The organism is Iodidimonas nitroreducens (assembly GCA_000710935.1).
In the GTDB taxonomy this organism is placed as follows: Bacteria; Pseudomonadota; Alphaproteobacteria; order Sphingomonadales; family Rhodothalassiaceae; genus Iodidimonas; species Iodidimonas nitroreducens.
Map to the genome: position 1 here is coordinate 51051 of BAYV01000007.1, position 26237 is coordinate 77287.

A 26237-nucleotide genomic window follows, 5' to 3' on the forward strand; every position below is an offset into this window, starting at 1 on the left:
GGTTATGATCCTCCGATCCGGTGCAGGGGGGCTATGGGCAGGGGGGCTTTATAGGGGGGGGCTATGGGCGCGCCTCCGATTTTTTTGGCCAGATGATCCAAAGCCGCCAAAGGGGCGTAAAAAAACTGGCCCATACCGTTGACACTGGCCTGCTGCATGGGTGCAATGAACAAAACCTTTAACCAAACCATTGGGGAGCCGCCTTTATGTATTCCACGCCGTCCCATAAAATGCCCGTTAAAACAACGACTGCCAAAAACTTTTCCACAATCAGCCTGCCCCTGATGCGCAGGATGGCTTTTCTGTCCTTCATTCTGATCGCCCTGGCTTTCATCGCCAGCCGCCCGGCTGCAGCGCAGGATGTGGAGAAGGGTGAAAAGCTGTTTGCCCGCTGCCAGGTTTGCCATGTACTGGAACCCGAAGGCCGCAAGATCGGCCCCAGCCTTTATGGGGTTTTTGGCCGCACATCGGGCACAGTTGAAGGCTTTGCCTATTCCAAAGCGATGCAAGACGCGGGGATCGTGTGGAGCGAAGACACCATTTCGGCTTATCTGGAAAATCCCCGAACCTATATTCCCGGCAATCGCATGGCCTTTCCGGGCCTGCGCAAAGAAGAGGATCGCGCCGATCTGATTGCCTATCTTAAATCCGCAACCGGGTCCTGAACGCTGATCGCCTGCATGGATCGGGGCTGGGGTCATGGTCATATCATGGCACCTCACACCCCGGTCCATCGGCTTTTGAGATCATAAAGATGAAACACCAGGGCGAGCGATATCCACAGTAAAACCAAAGACCATGATTGCAGCCCGAGGGCCGCATGAAGCGCCAGAAAAAGCGCGGCACCGGGCAGCATCAGGCGGATGATCTGCGACGGGTTCAGCCCACGCTTTTTCCACCGCCACCACCAGAACAGGCCTAAGCTTTCAACCAGCATAAAGATAAGGGCAATAAGGATGAGATCGCCCGACAAGACCAGCTCTTTCATCCCATCATCCGCCCTCGATGCGCCGCCACCCGCCCTCTTTTCAAGGGACGCGCCCCGGTGAAACCAGCCCCAGAAGATGCGCCATATCTTTCATGAAAATGCGCAGATGCGCTGCCGGATGGGCCCGCACCAGCTTTTTATTCATATAGGCTTCCCATGTCAGCCTTTGCACATCGCGATCCCCGCACATGGTGGTAAAGCGTTCGCGGCGCTTATCCGATGAATACCAAAAAGATTGCATCACCCCCAAAACCCAGAAAACCCGGCCATGCGCTGCCATGAAGGCCTTGCGCGCCTGCGCCAGGGATCGAGCATCATCGGTTAGCAGGCTTTGCACCACCGCACTTGCCACCATCTGGCCACAGATCATGGCATAATAAATGCCTTCGCCAGAGGCCGGGGCCACCACCCCCGCCGCATCCCCCGCCAATATCACATCGCGGCCATTATCCCAGCGTTTCAAGGGCTTCAGCGGTAAAGGCGCGCCTTCACAGCGGAGGGTTTCAGCCCCTGCAAGCCCGGTTTCATCGCGCAGGCGGCTTACGGTTTGGCGCAGGGAAAAGCCCTTCACCGCCGAACCGGTGCCAATGCTGGCCGTTTCCCCATGGGGAAAAATCCAGCTATAAAAATCTGGCGATAAATCCCCCCGATAATGAATATCGCAGCGATCATCACGATAGCCCGCCACCGCTTTTTCGGGCAGCCTGATCACTTCATGATAGGCAAAAACGCATTGGGGCCGCCCCAATTCCGGCATGGCTTCCCGCGCCACCGCCGAATTGGCCCCATCTGCCCCGATCACCCGCCGCGCCCGGATCGAATGGGCGCTGCCATCCGGGCCCTGATAGATCAGCCGGGCCATTCCATCCGCATCGCGCTCCAGAGTTTTAAACCGCCCAATCCGCAATTCAGCACCATTTTGCGCTGCCCGCTTCCGCAACCAATCATCGAATTGATCGCGATCAACCATAGCCACAAAGCCCTTTTCCACCGGCATATCCACATGGCGATGGCTGGGGGAAATGATCCGCGCAGAGCTGGCTTTCGCCACCAGCAAATGATCGGGGATATTGAAATCTGCTATCAACCGAGGGGGAATGGCCCCACCGCAGGGCTTGATCCGTCCGCCCCGATCCAGCAAAAGCGTGCGAAAGCCTGCCCGCGCCAATTCATCGGCGGCAGTGGCCCCGGCCGGGCCGCCTCCCACCACACAGATGTCGAACAACTCGGACATGGCTAAGACCCTTCCATTGAAAACAGGGGAACCGACGGCGCTTTTGCCGGCATGGCAGGCGATGGGCGTGAGACACTTTCCCCCGCCCCTTTGGCTGCCATCATTCCTTTAACCCGCAGGGCAAGACCCGCGGCCAATAGGAACAAAAAAGCTTCGGCGGCAAAAACCACCGCATAGGATAAAGCCGGGTCGGCAAAGAAAAACCGCATCAGATCAACCCCGGCCGTGCCGATAAACCCCCCAAGCCCAAAAGCAATGGCCTGCGCGGCGCCCCACAGCCCCATGCGCGTGCCTTCCCGCTCGGCCCGGCCTTCGCTGGCCAGAGCCATCATCGTGCCAATGGCCGCCACCGCAAAAAGCCCATTGGCAAAGCCCAAAAAGAAAACCGTGGGAACCAATGGCCAGTCCGAACCGATCATGGCCGCCATCACCAATCCCAAAAGCGCCAGAGCCGAAAGCACACAGCCCGCCATCATGAAAACGCTCGTGGGCAGCCAGCGGCGGATAACGGCAAAGCTCCCCGCCACCCCCACCAGCGCCATGCCCAGCAAAACACCGCTATGCTGAAGCCCCGCCAATTGCGTGGATTGGCCCGGGCTATAGCCAAAAATCATCCCGGCAAAGGGCTCGAGAATGAGATCCTGAGCGCTATAGGCCAGCATTGAAAGAAACACGAACAGGGTAAAAAGCCGGGCTTTCGGCTCGCCCCAAATCTCGATCAAAGCCGCGCGGAAACTAGTCTGTGCGCTGGATTGGTTTTGGCTGTGGTCGGCCACCGCCATGGCCTCGTGATCCGGGGTCTTTTCCAACCCCATGATCGCCAGCACCGCCAGCCCGAAGGCCAACCCGGAAACAATGCTGGTGACGATGATCAGACGCAGCAGCGAGAAAGGCTCAAGAAAGGCCCCCGCGATGGTGGCGGTCAGGATAAAGCCCATGATCATCATTACCCACACAAGGGTCGCCGCCCCGGCGCGCCGGGCTGGGGCCACCTGTTTGGCCATCAGGGTCAAAAGCGTGGTGCCGCTGGCCCCTACGCCCAACCCGATCATGACAAAGGCCAAAACCGCCAGAATGATCCCCGGCACCAGATATTGGGCCATCAGCGCCACCGACAGGGCCGCCATCACCCCGCCCAAAGCCAGAACCGCCATGCCCCCGATGATCCACGGGGTGCAGCGCCTGCCCGCATCGGCTCCATAGCCCATGCGGGGCCGCGAAATCTGGATCGCATAATGCAGCCCCACCAGAAAGCCGGGCAAAATCGCCAAAAGGCCCAATTCCACCACCATCACCCGATTGATGGTTGATGTGGTGAGCACAACAATCGCCCCCAAAGCCGCCTGCACCAGCCCCAAGCGGATGATCCCCGGCCAGCTCATTGTGCGCCCCATTTTGCTCACAGCCCCTCTCCCGCAATGGATGAAGCCCGCAAAGCAAAAGCCGCCAGCAACATCCCCCCCACATAAAGGCTGGTGCCGGTGGCATTATACCAGGGCGCGCGCAGGCGGGGGGCTTGTAATAATCGCCGCATCAAAACCAGTTGAACCAGAATGAAAAGCCCCAAGGTGGCGGCATAGATGGGCATTTGCCAAAACCACAAAAGGGCGGCCACCACTAGCTGGGGGATCAGCATCACGATGCAGGCAAAGCGCGCCGCCCGATCCACACCCATCTGGGCTGGCAAAGAGGCGATCCCCATCTTCAGATCGCCTTCCACCGATTTGAAATCATTCAATGTCATGATGCCATGGGCGCCCAGGCTATAAAGCCCGGCAAAAAGTAAAACCCGTTCGCCGGGCAAAGCCGCCGCCATGATCGCCGCCCCGGTAAACCACGGCAGCCCTTCATAACACAGGCCCACAGCCGCATTACCCCACCAGCCATTGCGCTTTAAACGAAAAGGCGGGGCGCTATAGGCCCAGGCCAAAGCCAAGCCAAACAGCGCCGCCAAAAAGCCCCAAAGCCCCAGAAAAGTGGCCAGGATAACGGATAAAACGGTCCAGATCACAGCGATGATCAGCCCCCAGGAGCCGGGGATGCGCCCCGAAGGGATAGGGCGTTCAGGCTGATTGATCTGATCCACATGACGATCAAACCAATCATTCACCGCCTGACTGGTACCACAGACCATTGGCCCCGCCAGCAAAACGCCCAGACCGATGATCAGCCAATGGCCAGACAGCGCCACGCCCGATGAAATGATGCCGCACATATAGGCCCACATCGGAGCAAACCATGTGATTGGCTTCAGGAGTTCAAGCGCCGCTGATGGGACAAATCGTGACATGCATTCACGATATGATTGACGGTTTTATTTGTCAACTTGGATTGACAGATGCAGGTGGGAAAAGTCGGGCGAAAAAGGGATCATGAAAAACAAAAAAAGCGGCCAAAGCCGCCCTTCCTTTAATCGCGATCCTGACTGTTGAATTCACCCACCCCATAGCGGCGCATCTTGACATATAGGCTTTGTCGGCTCAGCCCCAGCATTTCTGCCGCCGAAGCGCGATTGTCATGGGTCATTTCAAGGGCCGCTTCGATACACATCCGCTCGATCACATCGGTGGTTTCGCGCACGATATCTTTCAAGGCCACACGCCCCACGAGTTCGGTCATGCTTTCGCTGGAACCGCCCGCATCTTTTTCAAAATCGCCGATGCCTTTGAACCGCCGCTCGACATCGCGAATCACAAAGCCATAGCAGGTCTCATCACCCCTTGTGGCCGCAGCGGCTGAAATCTCGACCTTGGTCACGGCATTCATCTCGCCGCGAATGCTGGTGGAAAACAATCGCACCGTTTGTTCTTCGCGCAAGGTGCCCAACAGCACATTCAAACCAACACCGGGCCGCCACAGCCATTGATCAAGGGATTGCCCCAGAACCTGCTGTTCGGCAACCAACTGCACTAATGACAAAAAGGATCGATTGGCCGCCTGAATGATGCCCTGCTGATCGGTCATCACAAAGGCATCCGGGGATTTTTCCATCACCTCGATGATGCGCGCTTTCGCCCGGGGCACCATCGATGCGCTTTCACTGTCTTCAACCGGCTTCAGCCGCAAAAGATAGAACAAGCCATCCTTGTGATGGGTGAAAAGATTAGCGGACATGAAAAAGCTGTGGGCATTGTCGCTGCGCTTGACGCTGATATCTTCACAGGTGCCGCCCGTGCGCACCTGTTCGAGCAGGCTGTGGATATCATCGGTGCTTTTTTCATCAAAACCGCTGAAGAAATTTTGGCCCACCAGATCGCCTTTTTGATGGCCCAGAATACGGCTGGCGGCGGCATTGGCCTCAACAATTTTGCCCGTGCGGGCGCTGACCACCAAAATAGCCTCACCCGAAATCTGAAACAGCAGACGATAGCGGGTTTCCGCATGGCGAAACCGCTCATAATCGCGTTCCATGGTTTGCTGGGCCATGATCAGCTTTTGCTGCAACAGCGCCATTGTCCCCATTTCGCGGCCAATGACCACATAATGGCCAGTGGTGGTCAGGGGCAGAGCCAGATATTGCACCGGAATATCGCCGGGTTTGGCATGATGATTGATTTGGCGCCAGCGTGGCCGTTCATTGGCCGCCGCCCCCGCCAGCATCCTTTCCACCTTGCCCAAAGATTCGGGCGTCACCAGATCGCGCAAAAAGCGCCCGCGCCACCGATCCGATCCTTCGATGCGAAAATCACCCTCGCCATAAGACAGATCCAGAACCGCGCCATCACGATCAACGATCAAAGCAATATCAGCGGAGGCGGCAATCACCATGCCAGCGACATCCGCTTTCAAATCACCAATCGTTTCCTTGACAGCATTGAAGTGTTTCACGGGAGCAATCTTTCCAACATTCAGATCAAAATTCCGCCCAAATCCAGCACAAACAAAAGCCGGACTTGTGCAGCCTTTGCCTTTCAACGCACGCCACACAAACCCGGCACGATCAATCGACAAAAGACGTTATTGCGCCAACCGGGGTCGGACCATCGTTTCGGCAAGCAAGGTTGCCTGCTTTCCATTGCTCGCCATGACATCCGCCCCCACATATTTGACCATGGCCGGTTTTTCAAGAAAAAGCGCACCACCCACCATGATATAAAGTGATCCATTTGATGAATGACGTCGTAATGATTTAATTGTTTTTTTTATCCATTCAAGCTCTTGATCGCCGCTGGCGGAAAAGCCCGCGATAATGAAATGGTCATTGGCCACCTGATCAACCAGTTCCTGTCGGCTCCATCCCAAGGCATTCCTGACATACCAGCCAGCGATCCGAAATAATTCGCACACCATCGTCGAACCGAAAATATGCTGCTCATTGGGTGCGGTGATCATCAGTGCCCGGCGCGTGCGGGTCATTCCCGATGGCGCATCCGGATGGCCATGCAATAAACTGCGCAATAAATAGGTCAATGATCCCATCGCCATGGTCACCTGCGCGAAATCCGCATCATCATCTTCCCATAAATCACCCAGCCGCCGTGCACAGGGGGCAAAAATCCCCAAACACAAGGTCTCGATTCGGGCCCCATTGTCGCGCATACGATCCAGCATCATTTCAGCGGCATCGATATCCCCGGCCAGAATGATGCGGGTCAACCGTTCGATATCCTTGGGATCGGGAAGCCAAACATCATACGACTCATTGGCGTTGCTTTGATCCTCGCCACGACAGGCCATCAACAAACGCGGAATGATGTCGCTTTCGATGGCAGACGCCCATTCGCCGAACCGTGCCTTGCTGATCGGCATATCCGATGCTGTTGAAGAGGCCATATCGCGGCGAGACTCTGCGGAACTTTGCGGTTTTGAAGACGTCCTTTCCTGCGCATCCGATAAGGATGTCGCCATATGATTACTGAAGCTGTCTTCCCCTCGGAACATATTTGGCATGGTAAATCCCCGCTCTGATATGAAGCCAAAAGTTTACACAGAAAAGCGTCAATAATCTAATTAAATCAGACATTCCAACAATAACAGTGAGTTAATCAGGATTGATCGCAATTATTTTTACTGTTTTGTGCAGGCGCACAATAATAATTCCAGCTTATTTCCGCATCATTGTAATGATTTTCTGACGTAAATCTAGATTGACAGTTCTGGAGAGTCGCGGTTAGTCTGTTTCCTGTGACCCAAAGCCTGCGGCCAATCGAGATCGGCCCTTTTAGCAGGCATATGAATGCAAGGACGATGCTGTGACCCGGACCTTTGCCAGCACCAAGAAACGCCCCGCCCTTTATACGGCGCAGGAAAGGCTGCGGCGCGATGCCTCGCGCTGGACCCGGATCCAGGGCATTCTGGCCATTGCTCAGGCCGTGGTGTTTTTGATCAGCCTGTCATTGGTGGTGCATTATCTGGTCACAGCCAATGGCTATGGGGCGGCAACACTTTCGATTCTCGTCAAAACCGGATTTCTTTACGCCATCATGATCACCGGCTCTTTATGGGAGCATGATGTGTATGGGCAATATCTCTTTGCTCCCGCCTTTTTCTGGGAAGATGTCGTCTCGATGGGGGTGATCGCCCTGCACAGCCTGTATCTGGCGGGCTTGTTGTTCGGCTTTTTATCACCCCGCGATCAGATGCTGATCGCTTTGGCCGCCTATGCCACCTATGCCGTGAATGCCGCGCAATTCTTATACAAGCTGCGTCGGGCCCGGCTTGATCATGCCGCCCGGCCATCCCATTCCGCGCCCAATGCGGCACCTGGGGATTTCGACGAGGAGCCGGTATCATGAGCACGACCATCCCCCGTCCCCATTTGGATCGTCCGATTTTGAAGGAACGCGGCCAGCGCGAGGTTTTTTGCGGGCTGACCGGGATCATCTGGCTGCATCGCAAAATTCAGGATGCCTTTTTCCTGATCGTGGGATCACGCACCTGCGCCCATCTCATGCAATCGGCAGCCGGGGTGATGATCTTTGCAGAACCGCGCTTTGGCACCGCCATCATCAATGAACGCGATCTGGCCGGGCTGTCTGATGCCAATGAAGAGCTGGATCGGGTGGTGGATCAGCTTCTGGCCCGGCGGCCGGATATCAAGCTGCTGTTCCTTGTGGGCTCCTGCCCGTCTGAGGTGATCAAGCTCGATCTGTCCCGCGCTGCCCATCGGCTTTCGGGGCGCTTTTCCCCCGATGTTCGCATCCTCAATTATTCCGGTTCGGGGATTGAAACCACCTTCACCCAGGGCGAAGATGCCTGTCTGGCCTCGATGGTGCCGGTGCTGCCCGATGCCACGAAAGGCGCGGCTCCGTCCTTGCTGATTGCCGGAACATTGGCGGATGTGGTGGAAGATCAGATCAGCCGTTTAGCCAATGATGCCGGATTTGGCGATGTGCATTTCTTCCCCCCCCGCCGGGCCCATGCCCTGCCGCCGATTGGCCCCGATACCCATATCCTTTTGGCCCAGCCTTTTCTGACCGATACCGCCAAAGCCCTGACCGAACGGGGTGCACAGCTCATCCCCGCCCCCTTTCCGCTGGGGGCCGAAGGTACCAGCCTGTGGCTGCAGGCAGCGGGTGAGGCCATGGGCGTGGCCCCCAAAACCCTTGAAGCCCTGATCGCCCCAAAGCGGGCCCGGGCCGAACGGGCGCTGGATCATTATCGGCCGATGCTGGAAGGCAAAAGCCTGTTTTTCTTCCCCGATTCGCAGCTTGAAATTCCCCTTGCCCGGTGTTTATCGCGGGAACTGGGGATGCGCCTGATCGAAGTGGGCAGCCCCTTCATCAATCAAAGGCTGATGGCGCCCGATCTCGATCTGCTCCCCGAAGATGTGATGCTCAGCGAAGGTCAGGATGTCGATAAACAGCTTGATCGCTGCCTTGCGGCGCAACCCGATATCGTGGTGTGCGGGCTGGGGCTTGCCAATCCTTTAGAGGCCCATGGCATGACCACGAAATGGTCCATCGAGCTGGTTTTCACCCCGATCCAGGGTTTCGAGCAGGCCGGTGATCTGGCTGAATTATTTGCCCGGCCCCTTGATCGCCGCACAAGATTGGTGGCCTGATATGGATCTCACCATCTGGACATATGAAGCCCCGCCCCATGTAGGCGCCATGCGCATCGCCACCGCCATGCGTGGGGTGCATTATGTGCTTCATGCGCCGCAGGGCGATACCTATGCCGATCTTTTATTCACGATGATCGAGCGCAATAAAACCCGCCCGCCGGTAACCTATACCACCTTCCAGGCCCGCGATCTGGGCAGCGATACCGCCAATCTATTCACCACCGCCTTGAAGCAGGCCTATGAACGCTTTCAGCCGCAGGCGATTTTGGTGGGATCATCGTGCACCGCTGAATTGATTCAGGATGATCCGGCGGGTCTGGGCCGGGCCTTGAATCTGCCGGTGCCCATCATTCCTTTGGAGTTGCCATCCTATCAGCGCAAGGAAAACTGGGGGGCTGCGGAAACATTCTATCAGCTTGTTCGCACCCTGGCGGCCCCCGCAAAAACCGATGCCGCCGATGCACCGGCAAAAGCGGATCGGGCACCGCGCTGCAATATTCTTGGCCCCACGGCTTTGGGCTTTCGCCATCGTGATGATCTGGCGGAAATTCGCGGGCTTTTGACATCCATGGGGATCGAAATTTCGGTCACCGCCCCCCTTGATGCCACGCCTGCCGATCTCGCCCGTTTGGGGGAAGCGGATTTCAATGTCGTTCTTTATCCCGAAATCGCCGACAACACGGCCCAATGGCTCAAGCGCAGCTTTGGCCAGCCTTTCACCAAATGTATTCCCATCGGGGTGGGGGCGACCTGCGATTTCATCCGCGAAGTGGCGGCTTTGTCCGGGGTTGATGCGTCGGCGCTTTTGGCGGACGACCGTTCGCGCCTGCCATGGTATTCGGCTTCCATCGATTCCAATTATCTGACCGGCAAGCGGGTCTTTATTTTCGGCGATGCCACCCATGCCGTGGCAGCCGCGCGCATTGCCTCTAAAGAACTGGGCTTCACCGTTGCTGGCCTCGGCACCTATTCCCGCGAATTTGCCCGTGATGTGCGCACCATGGCCGAGGAACTGGGGATCGAGCCTTTGATCAGCGACGATTATCTGGCGGTCGAAGCCGCGATCATCGAAGCCCGCCCCGAACTGATTTTAGGCACCCAGATGGAGCGCCATATCGCCAAGCGTTTGGGCCTGCCCTGTGCGGTGATTTCAGCACCGGTGCATGTGCAGGATTTCCCGGCGCGCTATTCCCCGCAAATGGGTTTTGAAGGCGCCAATGTGCTGTTTGATAGCTGGGTGCATCCGCTGATGATGGGCCTTGAGGAACATCTTTTGGGCATGTTCCGCGATGATTTTGAATTTTCCGATGATGCCGCTCCATCGCATCTGGCAGGCGAAGGGGCCCGGCGGAACGAGACTGACGACAGCAAGGAGCACACCCCCCAAGACCTGGGCTGGAATGATGAAGCCGCCCGCGAACTGCGCAAAATTCCGTTTTTCGTGCGGGGCAAAGCCCGCCGCAATACCGAGATTTTTGCCCGGGATCGCGGCCTGACAATGATCAACCTGGATGTATTATACGATGCCAAAGCGCATTTCGGACGATAAGGCCAAGCGGTCTGTCCGCATGGTCATCATCACCCTTGATAGCCACCTGTCTGCCTCGGCGGAACGGGCGGCGGCGCGGCTGCAAACGATCTGCCCCGGTTTTTCTCTCAGCCTTCATGCCGCCGTGGATTGGGCCCATAGCCCGGCCGCGCTGGAACGCTGCAAGGCCGCCGTGGCCGAAGGCGATATCATTCTGGTCACCATGCTGTTTTTGGAAGATCAAAGCGAGGCCATCCTGCCGGCTTTGCAGGCCCGCCGCCCCCATTGCGATGCGATGATCGGCATCATGTCATCGGGCGAGATCATCAAACTCACCCGCCTTGGCCGTTTGAATATGGATGGCTCGGGCAAGGGGCCTATGGCGCTTTTGAAAAAGCTGCGGGGCAAGGGTGGCAAATCCCAATCGAGCTCGGGCGCCGGGCAAATGGCCATGCTGCGCCGCTTGCCCAAAATTCTGCGCTTCATCCCCGGCACGGCTCAGGATCTGCGCTCTTATTTCCTGACCATGCAATATTGGCTGGCGGGCTCCGAAGACAATATCACCCATATGGCCGGTTATCTGATCGGCCGCTATGCCGCCGAAGGCCGCGCCGCTTTGGGCCAAAACTATAGCCCGCAAGAGCCGGTCTGCTATCCCGATGTGGGGCTTTATCATCCCCGCATGGCAAAAGCCGCGAAGGGCGATCAGGGCCTGCATGGCCATCGGATGAGCGAAGATTTGAATGATCTGCCCGCTTTTGCGACGAAATCCGAACGCAAATCCCAAACCACTGTGGGCACGGTGGGGCTGATCGTGATGCGATCCTATGTGCTTTCGGGCGATTGCGCGCATTATGATGCCGTGATCACCGCCCTTGAAAGCCGTGGCCTGCGGGTGATCCCGGCTTTTGCCAGCGGCTTGGATTGCCGCCCGGCGATCGAGCGCTTTTTCATGGACAAGGGGGTGGCGACCATCGACAGCCTGTTATCCCTGACCGGATTTTCCCTTGTTGGCGGCCCTGCCTATAATGACAGCACAGCCGCCGCCGATATGCTGGCCCGGCTCGATGTGCCCTATCTGGCCGCCCATGCGGTTGAATTTCAATCCCTTGAGCAATGGGAACAGGGCGAAAGCGGCCTCACCCCGATGGAAGCCACGATGATGGTGGCGATCCCCGAACTGGATGGCGCCACCGGGCCGATGGTGATCGGTGGCCGGGGCCATCGCCTGAGCCAGGGCGGCAAGGCGCAGGATCCAAGCGCTGGGGATCGTCATATGATCGCCCAGCCGGATCGCATCGACAGGCTGGCGGATCGCGTGGCCCATCTGGTGGCTTTGAAGCGCAGTGAACGGGCCGAGCGCCATCTGGCCATTGTGCTGTTTAATTTTCCGCCCAATTCGGGCAGCACCGGCACAGCGGCTTTTCTATCGGTGTTTCAATCCCTTTATAACAGCCTGAAGGCCCTTGATGCCGCAGGTTACAAGGTGGAATTGCCCGCCGATGTGGATGAACTGCGCGATCAGATCCTGATCGGCAATGCCGCCCGCCATGGCGCCGAAGCCAATGTGGCGGTGAAAATCAGTGCCGATGATCATGTGCGCCGCGAACCCTATCTGGCTGAAATCGAAGCCCAATGGGGCCCCGCACCGGGCCGCGCCCAAAGCGATGGACAATCGATTTTTGTGCTGGGGGCGCATTTTGGCAATGTCTTTGTGGGCGTGCAGCCTGCCTTTGGCTATGAAGGCGATCCCATGCGCCTGCTCTTTGAAAAAGGCTTGTCGCCCACCCATGCCTTCAGCGCCTTTTATCGCTATCTGCGCGAGGATTTCAAAGCCCATGCGGTTTTGCATTTCGGCACCCATGGGGCTTTGGAATTCATGCCCGGCAAGCAAACCGGGATGACCGCTGCCTGCTGGCCGGACCGGCTGATCGGCAGCCTGCCCAATTTTTATCTTTATGCAGCCAATAATCCATCGGAAGGAGCCATCGCCAAGCGCCGCTCGGCAGCCACCCTGATCAGCTATCTCAGCCCGGGCATTACCGAGGCGGGGCTGTATCGCGGTTTGAGCGAATTGAAAGAAACCCTTGATCGCTGGCGTAGCCTTGATGGAACGCGGCAGCCCGAGCGCGATGCGTTGGCCGAATTGATCCAGATCCAGGCCATGGAGCTTGATCTGATCACCCCCGATACCCCCTTTGATGACAAAGAACGGGCGATTGCCGGGATCAAGGCCAGCATCCATGAACTGGAATATACCCTCATCCCCCATGGCCTGCATCAAATTGGGGTGCCCCATGAACGGGCCGAACGGCGCGATCTGCTGGCGGCCATGTCCAAAACAGTCCAAGGCACCGCGCTGGCCGATGATCTGCTCGATGCCCTTGTGGATGGGGCCGGTCCTGATCGCCTCTACAGCTTTGCCAGCGAGCAACAGGCCCGTGATCCCGAATGGCAGGCGCTTCTCACCCGGCTGCATCATGCCAATGCCATGCTGTGTGATGATCATGAATTGCCCGCGCTGGTCCATGCCCTTGATGGCGGCTTTGTGAAGCCGGTGGCGGGGGGCGATCTTTTGCGCACATCGGATATTCTGCCCACCGGGCGCAATATCCATGGCTTTGATCCTTTCCGCATTCCCAGCGCCTTTGCCATGATCGATGGGCAAAAACAGGCGGATCTGCTGATCCAACGTCACCGCGAAGATCATGGGGCCGCGCCCCGATCCGTGGCGATGGTTTTATGGGGCACGGATAATCTGAAATCCGAAGGCGGGCCGATTGCACAGGTGCTGGCGCTTTTGGGGGCGCGGCCACGGTTCGATAGCTATGGCCGGCTGTGTGGGGCCGCCCTCGTGCCTTTATCGGAATTGGGGCGTCCACGGATCGATGTGGTGGTCACCTTATCCGGCATTTTCCGCGATCTTCTGCCTTTGCAAACCCGGATTCTGGCCGAAGCCACATGGCTTGCGGCTTCGGCCGATGAAGCCCCTGAGGATAATCCCATCCGGGCCCACAGCCTTGCCTATCAGGCTGCCCATGGCTGCGATCTTGAAACCGCGGCTTTGCGGGTGTTCAGCAATGCCGATGGGGCTTATGGGGCGAATGTCAATCTGATGCTGGATAGCGGCTGCTGGGATGATGAAGACGAACTGGCGGAAACCTATACCCGGCGCAAATGCTTTGCCTATAACCGCAAAGGGGAAGCGGCCCCGCAATCGGCCCTGCTCGGCGCGATGTTGAAAGATGTGGATCTCACCTATCAGAATCTGGATTCCGTGGAATTGGGTGTTACCACCATCGATCATTATTTCGATACTTTGGGCGGGATCAGCCGGGCCGCCAACCGCAACCGCGCCCAACCGGTGCCGGTTTATATCGGCGACCAGACCCAGGCCACCGGCAAGGTCCGCAGCCTTGATGAGCAGGTGAGCCTTGAAACCCGCACCCGGGTGCTCAATCCGGTGTGGTATGAAAGCATGCTCGATCATGGCTATGAAGGCGTTCGCCAGATCGAGGCGGCCCTTACCAATACAGTTGGCTGGTCTGCCACCACGGGCAAAGTCCAGCCCTGGGTCTATCAACAATTGACCCAGACCTTTTTGCTCGACGACGCCATGCGCAATCGCCTGGCCAAACTGAATCCGGCGGCTTCGGCCAAAATGGCCAACCGCCTCCTTGAAGCCCATGAGCGCAAATACTGGACCCCTGATGCCGCCACCCTCGCCGATCTGCAAAGAGCAGGCGAGGATCTGGAGGATCGGCTGGAAGGTATTGGCGCAGGAGTAGCCGCATGACCACCGCAACATTGACACGATCCGCCCGCCCTGACGGCGAAGGCAGCGTTCAGGTCAAGCTCGACCCATCGATGAAAATCGAGGGGGCCAAGGTTTTTGCCATCTATGGCAAGGGCGGAATCGGCAAAAGCACCACCTCGTCCAATCTTTCGGTGGCCTTTTCAAAGCTGGGCAAACGGGTTTTGCAGATTGGCTGCGATCCCAAGCATGACAGCACCTATACCCTGACCAAAAAACTGGTGCCCACGGTGATCGATGCCCTTGAACAGGTGGATTTCCATGCCGAGGAACTGCGTGTCGAGGATTTTGTGTATGAAGGCTATAACGGCGTGATGTGCGTCGAGGCGGGCGGCCCCCCGGCGGGCACCGGCTGCGGCGGCTATGTGGTGGGGCAAACGGTCAAGCTTTTGAAGGAACATCATCTGCTCGAAGATACCGATGTGGTGATCTTTGATGTGCTGGGCGATGTGGTGTGCGGCGGCTTTGCCGCCCCCCTGCAACATGCGGATCGGGCGCTGATCATCACCGCCAATGATTTCGATTCGATCTTTGCGATGAACCGGATTTTAGGCGCCATCCGGGCCAAAGCCAAAAATTATGATGTGCGTTTAGGCGGCTGCATCGCCAATCGCAGCGATGAAACCGATCAGATCGACAAATTCAATGAACGGGTGGGCCTGAAAACCATGGCGCGCTTTCCATCCCTTGATGTGATCCGCCGCAGCCGTTTGCAGAAATCAACCCTTTTTGAAATGGAAGACAGCCCCGAACTGGCCGCCGTGCAAAAGGAATATATGCGCCTTGCCTCGGTTTTATGGGCCGGGGTCTCCCCCCTTGAAGTGACCCCGGTAAAGGATCGGGATATTTTCGATCTGTTGGGATTTGAATGATGGCCAGCAACAGCTATATCGCCCGGCGCGGCCTGCTTTTGGATTATTTTGATCGCACCGCCGCCGATGCCTGGGCGCGGATCACCTCTGATGCCCCGGTCAGCGCCATTCGCCAAACGGTCAGGGCCGGACGCGACGAGATGCGCCGCACCCTGCTCGATTGGATGCCGGCTGATCTGAGCGGATGCCGCGTGCTGGATGCCGGTTGCGGCACCGGGGCTTTGGCGATGGAAGCCGCACGCCGGGGCGCCCATGTCACCGCCATCGATCTTTCGCCCACCCTGATCGGCATTGCCAAAGAGCGCATGGCCCAAAATCTTAGCGAGGATATGGCCACCCATCCCCAAAGCGGCAGCATCCGCTTTCTTTCGGGCGATATGCTCGATCGTCGCCTGATCACCAGCCCGCAGGATGAAGCCCGGCCCTTTGATTATGTGGTGGCGATGGATTCGCTCATTCATTATCAGATCGATGATCTGCTGGCGGCGCTGGCCGCACTGACGGCTGTTTCTAAAGGCCCCGTTTTGTTCAGTTTTGCGCCGCGCACCCGGCTTTTGGCGATGATGCATCTGATGGGCCGGTTGTTTCCCCGGGGCGATCGCGCCCCGGCCATCGAGCCGGTGGCCGAACGGATGCTGATCGACCGCATTCTGACAGACGCCCGTCTGGCAGATCACGGACCGCATCGCACCCGGCGGATCAAAAGCGGTTTTTACATCAGCCAGGCGCTGGAGGTGACCCGCCGATGAGCAGGCAGCGCTTTTCCATAGTGCAGGGCTGGACCCGGATCGGCACGCAATTTCTGCCTTTTGCCGATGCGGCAACGGCGGATTTGCCCCTGCCCCGGCTGCTGCGATTGGCGCTGTTCCAAATCAGTGTCGGCATGGCTTTTGTGCTGCTGAATGCCACATTGAACCGGGTGATGATCGTTGAATTGGGCGTGCCCGCAAGCCTTGTGGCGATCATGATCGCTTTGCCCCTTGTTTTTGCCCCCTTGCGGGCTTTGATCGGCCATCGTTCGGATCATCACCGCTCTTTTCTGGGCTGGAAGCGGGTGCCCTATATCTGGATGGGCAGCTTGCTGCAATTTGGCGGCTTTGCGATCATGCCCTTTGCTTTGCTCATTTTATCAGGCGATACCCATGGCCCGATCCTCATCGGTCAGGTGGGGGCGGCTTTGGCCTTTTTGCTGGTGGGCGCGGGCCTTCATATCACCCAAACCACCGGCCTTGCCCTCGCCACCGATCTGGCACCGGAGGCCAGCCGCCCCCGGGTGGTGGCCCTGCTTTATGTGATGCTGTTGCTCGGCATGGTGGCCAGCGCCCTGATCATCGGGGCCTTGCTCGAAGATTTCAGCCAATTGCGCCTCATTCAAGTGGTGCAGGGTGCGGCGGTGATCACCATCTTGCTCAATCTGGCGGCTTTGTGGAAGCAGGAAGCCCGCGATCCAAGCCGCACCGCTTTTGATCAGCCCCGCGTTCCTTTTCAGGCTGCCTGGAAAGAATTCATGCGGGAAAACCGCCCGACCCGTTTGCTGACTGCCATCGGGCTGGGGGCGGCGGCTTTCGCCATGCAGGATATTCTGCTCGAACCCTATGGCGGTGAAATTCTGGGCCTTTCGGTCAGCGCCACCACCAGCCTCACCGCCCTTTTGGCGGGGGGCACTTTGGTGGGCTTCTTCCTTGCCGCCCGCGCCCTTGATCAGGGGGATGATGCCTGCCGGATCGCCGCATTCGGGGCGATCACCGGGCTGGTTGCCTTTCCATTGGTGATTTTATCCCAGCCCTTTCAATCGGTGCTTTTATTCCAGGCCGGCACCACGCTGATCGGCTTGGGCGGCGGCCTTTTTGGCGTTGGCAGCCTGACGGCGGCCATGGCTTTGGCGAAAGACGGGCAAAGCGGGCTGGCGCTGGGGGCTTTCGGGGCCGTGCAGGCCACCGCCACCGGCCTTGCCATCAGCTTTGGCGGTCTCGCCCGCGATGCGATTGGCCATTGGGCCGAAAGCGGCGCTTTCGGGGCGGCGCTGAACAGCCCGGTCACAGGCTATATGGCTGTTTATCACATTGAAATCATACTGATTTTTGCAACACTCATCGCTATCGGGCCGCTGGTTCGCCACAGCCTGAAAGCCCCTGAAACAGATCAAACGAAATTCGGACTTGGGGATTTTCCCGGCTGACCCGAAGCCAAGGAGGACGATATGGAACCCGGTGCCATCACCAGCTCGCTCGATGTAGCGCAAATGGTATTATATGCATTCTGGCTATTTTTTGCGGGGCTGATTTTTTATCTGCGCCGCGAAGATCGCCGGGAAGGCTATCCTTTGGAGCGTGATAATGGCGCGCTTGAAGATCACGGCCTGATCTGGGTGCCCGAAAAACCCAAAAGCTTCAAGCTGGCCCATGGCCCGGTGCGCGAAACCTTCAGCGGTCTTCGGGATAGTCGCAGCCACAAGCTTGAAAAACGCTATGCCTTTGAAGGCTCGCCTTATGATCCCACCGGCGATCCCATGGCCGATGGCGTGGGTCCGGCAGCCTATGCCGAACGCCATGATCATCCTGATCTCACCATCGATGGCGCGCCAAAAATCCTGCCTTTGCGGCTGGCCACAAGCTTTTATCCCGCAGCCGAGGATAATGATCCCCGGGGGATGACCGTTTATGGGGCCGATGGCAAGGAAGCCGGGGTGATCAGCGATCTTTGGGTGGATTGTTCGGAATATCTCGCCCGCTATCTTGAGATCGAAACCACGGATGGAGGTGGCAGCCTGCTGCTCCCCATCAATTTCGCCCGCATCCGTGGCCCGAAGGGCTATTTCGCCCGGCTTTCAGGCATCAATCCGGTTCAGCCCGGGGTTTATGTGCGGGCCTTGCGCGCCGATCAATTCCAAGCCGTGCCGCGCACCGCTTCCCGCGATCAGGTCACCTTGCTTGAAGAAGACAAGATCTGCGGTTTTTACGGTGGCGGCCTGCTTTATGCGACACCCGACCGGATGGAGCCATTGATATGAGCGAAGACGATCATTTCGAGCCGGTATATGGCCTGCCGGAAAAGCCCCCCGCCGATGAACATATTCTGTGGCAGGGGGCCCCTCAGACCAAGGCATTGGCCCGCCATGCCTTTCATATCCGATTGGTTCTCGGCTATTTCGGGATTTTGATCCTGTGGCAACTGATCAGCGGCATTGCCGACCAAAGCCCCTGGGCTGAAACCATGCGACTTTCCGCCCTTTTGCTGATCCCGGCTGTAATCGGCGGCGGCATCTTATGGGCTTTTGCCTGGGGCACGGCCCGCACCACCGCCTATACCATCACCAATCGCCGGGTGGTGATGCGCTGTGGAATTGCACTATCGAAAAGCATCAATATCCCCTTCACTGTGATTCAATCCGCGGCCAAGCGCACCCATTCCGATCACAGCACCGATCTCGTGCTGAGCCTCGAAGGGGAAAACCGCCCGGCCTTTTTCCTGCTGTGGCCCCATGTGCGGCCATGGCGGATCAATCGGCCCGAACCCATGCTGCGCGGTTTATCGGATGGGGATCAGGCCACGCGGATTCTGGCCCGGGCTTTGGCCGATTTTCACCAGCAAGAGCAAAGCGCCCCCACCAGTGAAAGCCAAAAGGCCACCCAAAGCCGCAAGGCCGAAAAATCCGGGGCCAAGGCCCGTGATCGGCTACGCGGCTTTGCTGCGGCGGAATGAAGGAGAGACATCATGGCCACCCATCAGCACGGCACCACAGAGAGAATCGAGCATTTCCCCCGGGTTTTTCTGCTGGCGGCAGCGGGGCTGATCGGGCTGACCATCCTTACCGCAGCCCTGAGCCGGTGGACCGGCAGCTATCATATCGCCCCGCCGGAAGCCGAACTGGTCAGCAGCCGCAGCCTTTATTTCGCCGATCATGAAAGCGGCGCGGTGATCGTGACCGATGCCGCCACAGGGCAGGAAATCGCCCGCCTCGAAGCCGGTGGCCATGGCTTTACCCGCGCCATGATGCGCAGCCTGGCACAAGAGCGGATGGCCCATGGCATCAGCGCCCAAACGCCTTTCCGCCTGAGCCTTTGGGCCAATGGCCGTTTATCCCTGCAAGACCCCGAAACCGGGCGGCTGGTCGATCTCAATGCCTTTGGACCCACCAATGCCGGAGCCTTTGCGGTTTTGATCCCATCGGCTGGAGCGCTTGCAAAAAGGACCGCACCATGAAGAAAAACAGCGCCAGAAATCTTTCTGTCCCCTGCCGGATCGCGGTGGAACGCAGCCATGACAGCCTCCATGCCCATGTGCTTTTAGGGGGCGGGATCGAGATCAATCCCGGTGATGTGGTGCAGGTTGCGGGCGATCCCATCGAGGCCGCCCATGACAGCCGTTTTTTATTGCGCCGACAAGCCCATGTGCGGCGCGCAGGCTGGCTGGCCCGCCAATGGGCCTGCTTTACCGCCATTTTTGAAATTACCGGCCTTTATGAGGTGAGTTTTTCCCCGAGGAGGAAGCCATGAGCGGCCAAAACACCCCCAATGAAACCACCCGCATGGCGCAGGAAAGCACCATGCTCAGCCCGCGCTTTTACACCACCGATTTCGAAGCTTTGGATCAGCTTGATGTGAGCCCGGTGCGCCGGGAATGGGATCAGTTGATGGATCGCTTTCGCAAAGATCCCAACAAGGATCATTTCCAGCGCAGCGCCGAATTCGATCAGGTCGATATTGATGCCATGCCCGATGGCCTGCGCCGGGAATTCATCGATTTTCTGGTCAGTTCGGTCACATCGGAATTTTCCGGCTGCGTGCTTTATGCGGAAATCAAGAAACGCGCGAAAAATCCCGATGTGCGGGATCTGTTTCGCTATATGAGCCGGGATGAAGCCCGCCATGCCGGATTCATCAATGATACCTTGCGCGATTTTGGCATCGGCGTTGATCTGGGCTTTTTGACCAAGGCCAAGAAATATACCTATTTCAAGCCGAAGTTCATTTTCTATGCCACCTATCTATCAGAAAAAATCGGCTATGCCCGCTATATCACCATCTATCGGCAATTAGAGCGTCACCCGGAATTACGCATCCATCCGATTTTCAAATGGTTCCATGAATGGTGTCAGGATGAATACAGCCATGGCGAGGCTTTGGCTTTGGTGATGCGCGCCAGTCCAAAGCTTTTGAAAGGCCATAATCGCTTGTGGATTCGTTTTTTCTGCCTCGCAGTTTATGCCACGATGTATGTGCGCGATCATAATCGCCCCTTGTTTCACAAGGCTTTGGGCCTTAGCCCCCGCGATTATGACATGCAGGTTTTCCGCATTACCAATGCCATTTCCCAGCAGGTTTTCCCCTTGAGCCTTGATCTTGATCATCCGGCTTTCAGCGCAGGGCTCGAACGCCTGCGTCGCTATGCCGATCAGATGCAGGATGCCCGGGAAAAGGGCGGCGTATTTTCTTTTGTGAAACGCATGGGATTGGGGCTTTTAACGGCGGGCACCTTCGCCCGGCTTTATTGCTTACCAGTGAAACGCCATGATCTGCCGCAAAATGTGCTGATGGCCCCGGCTTGGTGAGGACAAACACGTGCTGACCCATCCCGCAGCATTGATTTTTTACGCTCTGTTCCTTTGGTGGTTCAGCACCGGGCTTGTGCTGTTTCTCAATCGTCGGAACCCGCAAACTTTTCCGGCTGCGATGGCGGGCGGCACCGTTCTGTTTGCTTTGGCCCTTTATGGGGTTGGATATAGTGCGGGCAGCACATCGGTTGCATCCACCTATATTGCCTTTGGCTGCGGCCTGATCGCCTGGGCCTGGCAGGAATTAAGCTTTTATCTGGGCTATATCACCGGACCAAGGCGGGTGCTGTGCACCCCGGGCTGCCGGGGTCCGCGCCATTGGGGCCATGCTTTGGGGGTGAGCCTTTATCATGAACTCTCAATCCTGATCACCGGGCTGGCGCTGTTCTGGCTGACATGGGATCAGCCCAATCAACTGGCCTTTCATCTGTTCGTCCTGATCACTTTCATGCATCAAAGCGCCCGCATCAATGTGATGCTGGGGGTGCGCAATGTCAGCGCCCATTGGGTGCCCGCGCATCTGTTTTATCTCAAAAGTTTTCTCAAAACCAAAGACATGAACCCGTTTTTTCCGATTTCGCAGCTTCTGGCTCTGGCGATTTTATGGATTTTGATCGATAAAGCCGTAGCTGCCCCTGCGGGTTCTTTTGCCCTGATGAGCGCCACCGCCCTTTCCGCCATGGCCGCCTTGGCCATCATCGAACACTGGTTTCTCATTCTGCCTTTACCGCTGACCGCCTTATGGCGCTGGTGGGAACAGCGTGAGGCCCCATCGTCCAAAACGAAAACCGATAGTTATCCACTCCGCTCCATCGCATCCGATTTTACAGCTCCCAAAGCTGTTGCTGGCGATGCCAACAGAAACAGCCATGGACCTGAAGGCCCTTTGGCACCAAGTCCATCCGGGAGACCATGATGAATTACGATGAATTTTTCCGTGCCGAGCTGCAAAGCCTCGCCGATGAAGGCAATTACCGCCATTTTGCCGAGCTTGAACGCAGACAGGGGGATTTTCCCCGCGCCCGCCATCATCGCCCGGATGGGACCAAAGAAGTTACCGTGTGGTGCTCGAATGATTATCTGGGCATGGGTCAGCACCCCGCCGTGCTCAGCGCCATGCACGAAGCCATTGATCGCTGCGGCGCCGGTGCAGGCGGCACCCGCAATATTTCCGGCACCACCCATGATCATGTGATGCTGGAACAGGAACTGGCCGATCTGCATCACAAGCCCGCAGCCCTGCTCTTTACCTCGGGCTATGTTTCAAATTGGGCGGCCATCACCACTTTGGCCTCGCGTCTGCCCGGCTGTGTGGTGCTCTCGGATGCGGGCAATCATGCTTCGATGATCGAAGGCATTCGCCACAGCCGCGCCGAAAAGATCATTTTCAAGCATAATGATCCCCAGGATCTGGAACGCTGTTTAGCGCAGATCGACCCCAAGCGGCCCAAGATCGTGGCGTTTGAATCGGTTTATTCCATGGATGGCGATATCGCCCCCATCGCCAAAATTTGCGATGTCGCCGAAAAATACGGGGCCATGACCTATCTGGATGAAGTGCATGCGGTGGGGCTTTATGGCCTGCGCGGCGGTGGCATTGCCGAACGCGAAGGCCTGATGGATCGGATCACTTTGATCGAGGGGACTTTGGGCAAGGCTTTTGGCGTGGTGGGGGGCTATATCGCTGCATCCACCGAATTATGCGATTTCGTCCGCAGCTTTGCATCGGGCTTCATTTTCACCACCGCCCTGCCCCCCGCCTGCGCTGCCGCCGCCCGGGCGAGCATCCAGCATTTGAAACAAAGCAACAGCGAACGCGAGCGCCACCAGAACAGGGTTGCGGCCGTGCGCCGCCAGCTTGATATCATGGGGGTGCCGCATCTGAAAAACGACAGCCATATCGTGCCGGTGATGGTGGGCAATCCCGTGAAATGCAAAATGATCAGCGACCGGCTGTTGCAGGATTATGGCATCTATGTGCAGCCGATCAATTATCCCACAGTGCCCAAGGGAACCGAAAGGCTGCGCATTACCCCATCACCCGTGCATAGCGATGAAGATATCCGCTATCTGATGGAAAGCTTAGGGGCAATCTGGTCTGAATGTGCCCTTGCCCGGGGGGTGGCCGCCGCCTGAAACTGCCGCCTGAAGCTCGCTGTCATCGCGGCTTTGCCTGCCGATCAGGCTCAGCCGCGATTGAGCCACCAGATGCGTGCATTCAAAGCCATCGCAAAGCTGCCCCAGAGTGCATAAGGAACGAGCAGCCAGGCCGCCAGCGGGCTAAGGGGATAAAACAGGGCGATCATCAGCAAAACCGAAAGCCACAGGCAAAACAGCTCGATCAAGGCCAAGCCAATGCGGTGAAGGCCGAAAAAAACCGCCGACCACAAGCCATTGAGCACAAGCTGCAGGCCATAAACCGACAGCGCCAATGCCCCCGCTCCGGCAAAGCCCGCCTGTTTCCAGACCAGCCAGCCGGAAAAGGCGATCATCAGATATAAAATGCTCCACACCGGCGGAAACAGCCAATCAGGGGGCCGCCAGCGCGGCTTTTCCAGGGCTTTATACCAATCACCGGGGCGAAAAAAGGCCCCCGAGCTGGCTGCGATGAAGCATAAAAGCAGAAATCCGCCCAAAACCAGATACTCGCGCATAAGCGCTCCTTCATGCCGAACATAGTGTTCAGCATGGGCAACGAACCCCCTGATGGCAAGCCTGATCCATCAATCCCGGCATTTCTCTCGCCTCTGAAGCAAGGGTCCTGACCCTTAGGGCGAGACGATGCGGGCTATTTGATCGGATGCCCATCTGCATCGACATAAATCAGCGGTGCCGGGCCCATGCCCCGGATTTCAACAATCACCGTGCCGCCTCTGGAGCCATCATAATGGGGTGCCCCTGCGGGATGCTTCATATAGCTTCCCGGCTTCAGGGGCACTTCGGATGCCTTGTCGATGACCGGGCCGGTGCCGGTCCACCATGTACCCTCGATAACCGTGATGAAACGATCCTTTGGGTGATAATGGGGCCGGCTGAGGGTGCCCGGCGCAAACCGGGCCCGGAGGATATAAAATCCTTCCGATGTGGGATCGCCTTCCAGAACCGCAAATGACAGACCGGGACGCAGATCCTGCCATTGCAAATCGTCTGGTGCCACCCGGACAAAGCCCTGTTCATCGGGTTCGCCGGCCTTTGCTGATTGAAAGGATGCCGGCCCTGCAATCAGGGCCGCCACCATCAAAAGGGCAGATGCTTTCATGATCCACCCCCTTCTTTCAGATGCGTATCGAGAAAGGTTTTATAGGCCTGAAGCGCGGTGATGCGATTATTTTTCTTACGGAATCCATGGCCTTCATCCGCAAAAACGATATAGGTCACATCCGCCCCATTGGCACGGGCTGCCGCCACGAGCTGATCATTTTGCGCAACCGGCACCCGCACATCATTGGCCCCTGCCAGCACGAGCATGGGCACGGCGATCCTATCAGCCTGAAAGAGGGGCGAAATGCGCTTCAGGCGTTCGGCATCGCGTTCAGGATGGCCGACTTCATCATAAGCGGCGCCCAATCGGGGCAAACGCCAGGCCCCTTCGGTAATGTTTTTGATATAATCAGAAAAGCCGACGATATTGATGGCCACATCGAAAACATCGGGATGGAAGGTGACCGCCGCCAAAGTGAGATAGCCGCCATAAGAGCGACCCATCACGCCGATTTTCTGGCTATCAATCCAGGGAATGCTCTCCAGAAAGCCGCGAGAGGCGATGACATCGCCCAGATCCGCTTCCCCATGGCGACGACGGTCCATTTCGCGGAATGTTTTGCCATAGCCGCGCGATCCCCGATTATTGATCGCAAAAACCGCATAGCCCTGATTTACCAGATACTGGATATCCATATTATATTGGGCAAGGCTTTGCGCCCCCGGGCCCCCATGAATCCACACCATCGCAGGCACCGGCGCATCGGCTTCGGCCCCATGGGGACGATAGAGCAATCCCAGCACCTCCAACCCATCATAGCTTGCAAAACGAACGACTTCGCTCGCAACCAGATCGGATTCCTTAATATCCCGGCTCAAAGATCAGGTGAGACGCATTGACACGCGCTGTTCCAGATCGACCAGATGGATTTCCGGTGGGCTGGTATCACGCACCAGTTCTACCGCCATCCGGCCACCTTCGGCAAAACGTGGATTGCGGATCTGGCCTTCGGGCATGAAAGACAGATCGATCAAACGATCCTGCTCCGTATCGAAAATCCGGGTCTCGAATTTTGCATCCACATTGATCGTCGCCAACCGATAGCGCCCATCCGCCGAAAAAGCGACATCCACCACATCCCAATCGGCTTCTACCAGCGGCGCGGTTTCAGCGCTTGCGATATCATAGGTCCGGGCTTCCAGAAATTCGCCCGTTGCATCGGTTCCATAGATCAGCTTTTGGCTGTCGGGGGTAAACCCATAGCCGGTATGGATGACCTCTCGCCCTTCGCTGGTCAAAATCAAACGCGGTTCGCGATCAGCACTTTCCAGATCAACCAGATACAGATCGAAATCATAACGGGTGTGATGAAAATCAAGGGAAAGCCAACGGCCATCCGGGCTGAGCTTGAAGCCCCGGGTGGGAAAAGGCAGTTCGCGGGAATTTTTGAACAGCATCTTCCGTTCATAGCTGGTCGCATCATAAACATAGAGATCGGCAACCTCTGGATCGCGTTCTGTCGATGTCAGATAAAAGGCCGTGCCGTCATTCCGCCAACCCAGAAAGCGCAGGCCGGATTCCTGCCCCGCCACTTCATAGTCTCCGGGGGGAGTGAGGTCGATCAGGCTGCCATCCGGCTCGCGCACGAAAACACTATTATGTTTATTGCCGCCGCGATCCCCCGTCAGCAAAATACGCGGTCCTGCAGGAAACCACGAAACCCCATAAAGGGAATTGAGCGCATCCCCGCCAAAGGATTCGAACTGTTCCGCCTCTGGCCCCAAAGCATAGGCCTTGAAAACGCCGCTGCGATCCGAATTGACCAGAATCCGACTGCCATCGGGTGAAAAGGCATGGCCGCCCGCATGGCCCAGCAAATAGGTATCGCTTTCGAGGAAGGCCGCCGCATCATAATGCGCGGGCGCCTGATTTTCATCGGACGATGCCGCCCGATCAGGCACCGAAGACTCGCCACAGGCGGCGGTCGCAAAGATTAGGAAACTGAGTGACTTCAACCAGCTAGACATGGATCTATCCTT

The 26237-nt window shown here is 57.5% G+C and carries 26 protein-coding genes; 15 read left to right on the forward strand and 11 right to left on the reverse strand.

The window, feature by feature from the left end:
* Window positions 1–2: 2 nt before the first annotated feature.
* Window positions 3–191 carry a hypothetical protein gene (locus AQ1_RS15045; RefSeq protein WP_152550376.1) on the reverse strand — a complete coding sequence of 63 codons (189 nt, stop codon included), beginning with the start codon at window positions 189–191 and terminating at the stop codon, window positions 3–5.
* A gap of 15 nt (window positions 192–206) precedes the next feature.
* Between AQ1_RS15045 and AQ1_RS02545 the strand changes: the two genes are divergently transcribed.
* Complete coding sequence (locus AQ1_RS02545; RefSeq protein ID WP_313980760.1) at window positions 207–665, forward strand: c-type cytochrome; 459 nt, start codon at window positions 207–209, stop codon at window positions 663–665.
* Between the two features lie 53 nt (window positions 666–718).
* Here AQ1_RS02545 and AQ1_RS02550 read toward each other — a convergent pair whose 3' ends face one another.
* The 6 genes from AQ1_RS02550 to AQ1_RS02575 all read right to left on the reverse strand — a co-directional run bounded on the left by AQ1_RS02550 (window position 719) and on the right by AQ1_RS02575 (window position 7112).
* Window positions 719–988 (reverse strand): hypothetical protein, encoded by a 270-nt coding sequence (locus AQ1_RS02550; RefSeq protein WP_042083820.1) that lies wholly within the window; start codon window positions 986–988, stop codon window positions 719–721.
* Window positions 989–1028: 40 nt separating this feature from the next.
* A complete protein-coding gene (locus AQ1_RS02555) occupies window positions 1029–2222 on the reverse strand; it encodes a geranylgeranyl diphosphate reductase (protein ID WP_042083822.1) in 1194 nt (397 codons plus the stop codon).
* A gap of 2 nt (window positions 2223–2224) precedes the next feature.
* Entirely contained in the window at window positions 2225–3616 is a 1392-nt protein-coding gene (locus tag AQ1_RS02560; protein ID WP_042083920.1) for a BCD family MFS transporter, read from the reverse strand.
* Between the two features lie 5 nt (window positions 3617–3621).
* On the reverse strand, window positions 3622–4512 hold the full coding sequence (gene chlG, locus AQ1_RS02565; RefSeq protein ID WP_042083825.1) for a chlorophyll synthase ChlG: 891 nt from the start codon (window positions 4510–4512) through the stop codon (window positions 3622–3624).
* Between the two features lie 119 nt (window positions 4513–4631).
* A complete protein-coding gene (ppsR, locus tag AQ1_RS02570) occupies window positions 4632–6050 on the reverse strand; it encodes a transcriptional regulator PpsR (RefSeq protein WP_042083921.1) in 1419 nt (472 codons plus the stop codon).
* 129 nt (window positions 6051–6179) lie between these two features.
* Window positions 6180–7112 (reverse strand): cobalamin B12-binding domain-containing protein, encoded by a 933-nt coding sequence (locus tag AQ1_RS02575; protein ID WP_081837027.1) that lies wholly within the window; start codon window positions 7110–7112, stop codon window positions 6180–6182.
* Between the two features lie 302 nt (window positions 7113–7414).
* Here AQ1_RS02575 and bchF point away from each other — a divergent pair, with 302 nt between their 5' ends.
* The 14 genes from bchF to hemA are packed head-to-tail and all read left to right on the forward strand — an operon-like array spanning window position 7415 to window position 23132.
* Window positions 7415–7957 (forward strand): 2-vinyl bacteriochlorophyllide hydratase, encoded by a 543-nt coding sequence (bchF, locus tag AQ1_RS02580; RefSeq protein ID WP_042083829.1) that lies wholly within the window; start codon window positions 7415–7417, stop codon window positions 7955–7957.
* Window positions 7954–9225, forward strand: a complete 1272-nt coding sequence (locus AQ1_RS02585) for a ferredoxin:protochlorophyllide reductase (ATP-dependent) subunit N (RefSeq protein WP_042083831.1) — start codon at window positions 7954–7956, stop codon at window positions 9223–9225. Before bchF ends, AQ1_RS02585 begins: the two co-directional genes overlap by 4 nt.
* A 1-nt stretch (window position 9226) precedes the next feature.
* Complete coding sequence (gene bchB / locus AQ1_RS02590) at window positions 9227–10777, forward strand: ferredoxin:protochlorophyllide reductase (ATP-dependent) subunit B (RefSeq protein ID WP_042083833.1); 1551 nt, start codon at window positions 9227–9229, stop codon at window positions 10775–10777.
* Window positions 10752–14552 carry a magnesium chelatase subunit H gene (locus AQ1_RS02595; RefSeq protein ID WP_042083835.1) on the forward strand — a complete coding sequence of 1267 codons (3801 nt, stop codon included), beginning with the start codon at window positions 10752–10754 and terminating at the stop codon, window positions 14550–14552. The genes bchB and AQ1_RS02595 overlap by 26 nt, the downstream gene beginning before the upstream one ends.
* The gene (bchL, locus tag AQ1_RS02600) at window positions 14549–15442 is read left to right on the forward strand and encodes a ferredoxin:protochlorophyllide reductase (ATP-dependent) iron-sulfur ATP-binding protein (RefSeq protein WP_042083838.1); all 894 of its coding nucleotides are present in this window, start codon (window positions 14549–14551) and stop codon (window positions 15440–15442) included. The genes AQ1_RS02595 and bchL overlap by 4 nt, the downstream gene beginning before the upstream one ends.
* Window positions 15442–16191, forward strand: coding sequence for a magnesium protoporphyrin IX methyltransferase (gene bchM, locus AQ1_RS02605; protein ID WP_042083924.1), 750 nt, complete (start codon window positions 15442–15444; stop codon window positions 16189–16191). Before bchL ends, bchM begins: the two co-directional genes overlap by 1 nt.
* Window positions 16188–17621: a PucC family protein gene (locus tag AQ1_RS02610; RefSeq protein WP_042083841.1), complete on the forward strand. Its 1434-nt coding sequence runs from the start codon at window positions 16188–16190 to the stop codon at window positions 17619–17621. Before bchM ends, AQ1_RS02610 begins: the two co-directional genes overlap by 4 nt.
* 21 nt (window positions 17622–17642) lie before the next feature.
* Entirely contained in the window at window positions 17643–18452 is an 810-nt protein-coding gene (gene puhA / locus AQ1_RS02615; RefSeq protein ID WP_042083843.1) for a photosynthetic reaction center subunit H, read from the forward strand.
* Entirely contained in the window at window positions 18449–19144 is a 696-nt protein-coding gene (gene puhB / locus AQ1_RS02620; RefSeq protein ID WP_042083845.1) for a photosynthetic complex putative assembly protein PuhB, read from the forward strand. The genes puhA and puhB overlap by 4 nt, the downstream gene beginning before the upstream one ends.
* A 12-nt stretch (window positions 19145–19156) precedes the next feature.
* Window positions 19157–19645: a photosynthetic complex assembly protein PuhC gene (gene puhC, locus AQ1_RS02625; protein ID WP_042083848.1), complete on the forward strand. Its 489-nt coding sequence runs from the start codon at window positions 19157–19159 to the stop codon at window positions 19643–19645.
* Window positions 19642–19938 carry a hypothetical protein gene (locus AQ1_RS02630; protein WP_042083851.1) on the forward strand — a complete coding sequence of 99 codons (297 nt, stop codon included), beginning with the start codon at window positions 19642–19644 and terminating at the stop codon, window positions 19936–19938. The genes puhC and AQ1_RS02630 overlap by 4 nt, the downstream gene beginning before the upstream one ends.
* Entirely contained in the window at window positions 19935–20993 is a 1059-nt protein-coding gene (gene acsF / locus AQ1_RS02635) for a magnesium-protoporphyrin IX monomethyl ester (oxidative) cyclase (RefSeq protein WP_042083853.1), read from the forward strand. Before AQ1_RS02630 ends, acsF begins: the two co-directional genes overlap by 4 nt.
* 10 nt (window positions 20994–21003) lie before the next feature.
* Window positions 21004–21912: a putative photosynthetic complex assembly protein PuhE gene (puhE, locus tag AQ1_RS02640; protein WP_052370824.1), complete on the forward strand. Its 909-nt coding sequence runs from the start codon at window positions 21004–21006 to the stop codon at window positions 21910–21912.
* The gene (gene hemA, locus AQ1_RS02645) at window positions 21912–23132 is read left to right on the forward strand and encodes a 5-aminolevulinate synthase (RefSeq protein ID WP_042083931.1); all 1221 of its coding nucleotides are present in this window, start codon (window positions 21912–21914) and stop codon (window positions 23130–23132) included. The genes puhE and hemA overlap by 1 nt, the downstream gene beginning before the upstream one ends.
* Before the next feature lie 50 nt (window positions 23133–23182).
* On the opposite strand, the gene AQ1_RS02650 is transcribed toward hemA, so the two are convergent.
* From AQ1_RS02650 to AQ1_RS14380, 4 genes are all read right to left on the reverse strand, one after another.
* Entirely contained in the window at window positions 23183–23650 is a 468-nt protein-coding gene (locus AQ1_RS02650) for a TspO/MBR family protein (protein ID WP_042083857.1), read from the reverse strand.
* A 134-nt stretch (window positions 23651–23784) separates the two neighbouring features.
* Window positions 23785–24255, reverse strand: coding sequence for a cupin domain-containing protein (locus AQ1_RS02655; RefSeq protein WP_042083858.1), 471 nt, complete (start codon window positions 24253–24255; stop codon window positions 23785–23787).
* A complete protein-coding gene (locus AQ1_RS14375) occupies window positions 24252–25076 on the reverse strand; it encodes an alpha/beta hydrolase family protein (protein ID WP_052370826.1) in 825 nt (274 codons plus the stop codon). The genes AQ1_RS02655 and AQ1_RS14375 overlap by 4 nt, the downstream gene beginning before the upstream one ends.
* 3 nt (window positions 25077–25079) lie before the next feature.
* The gene (locus tag AQ1_RS14380; RefSeq protein ID WP_081837028.1) at window positions 25080–26225 is read right to left on the reverse strand and encodes a TolB-like translocation protein; all 1146 of its coding nucleotides are present in this window, start codon (window positions 26223–26225) and stop codon (window positions 25080–25082) included.
* Between the last annotated feature and the right edge of the window lie 12 nt (window positions 26226–26237).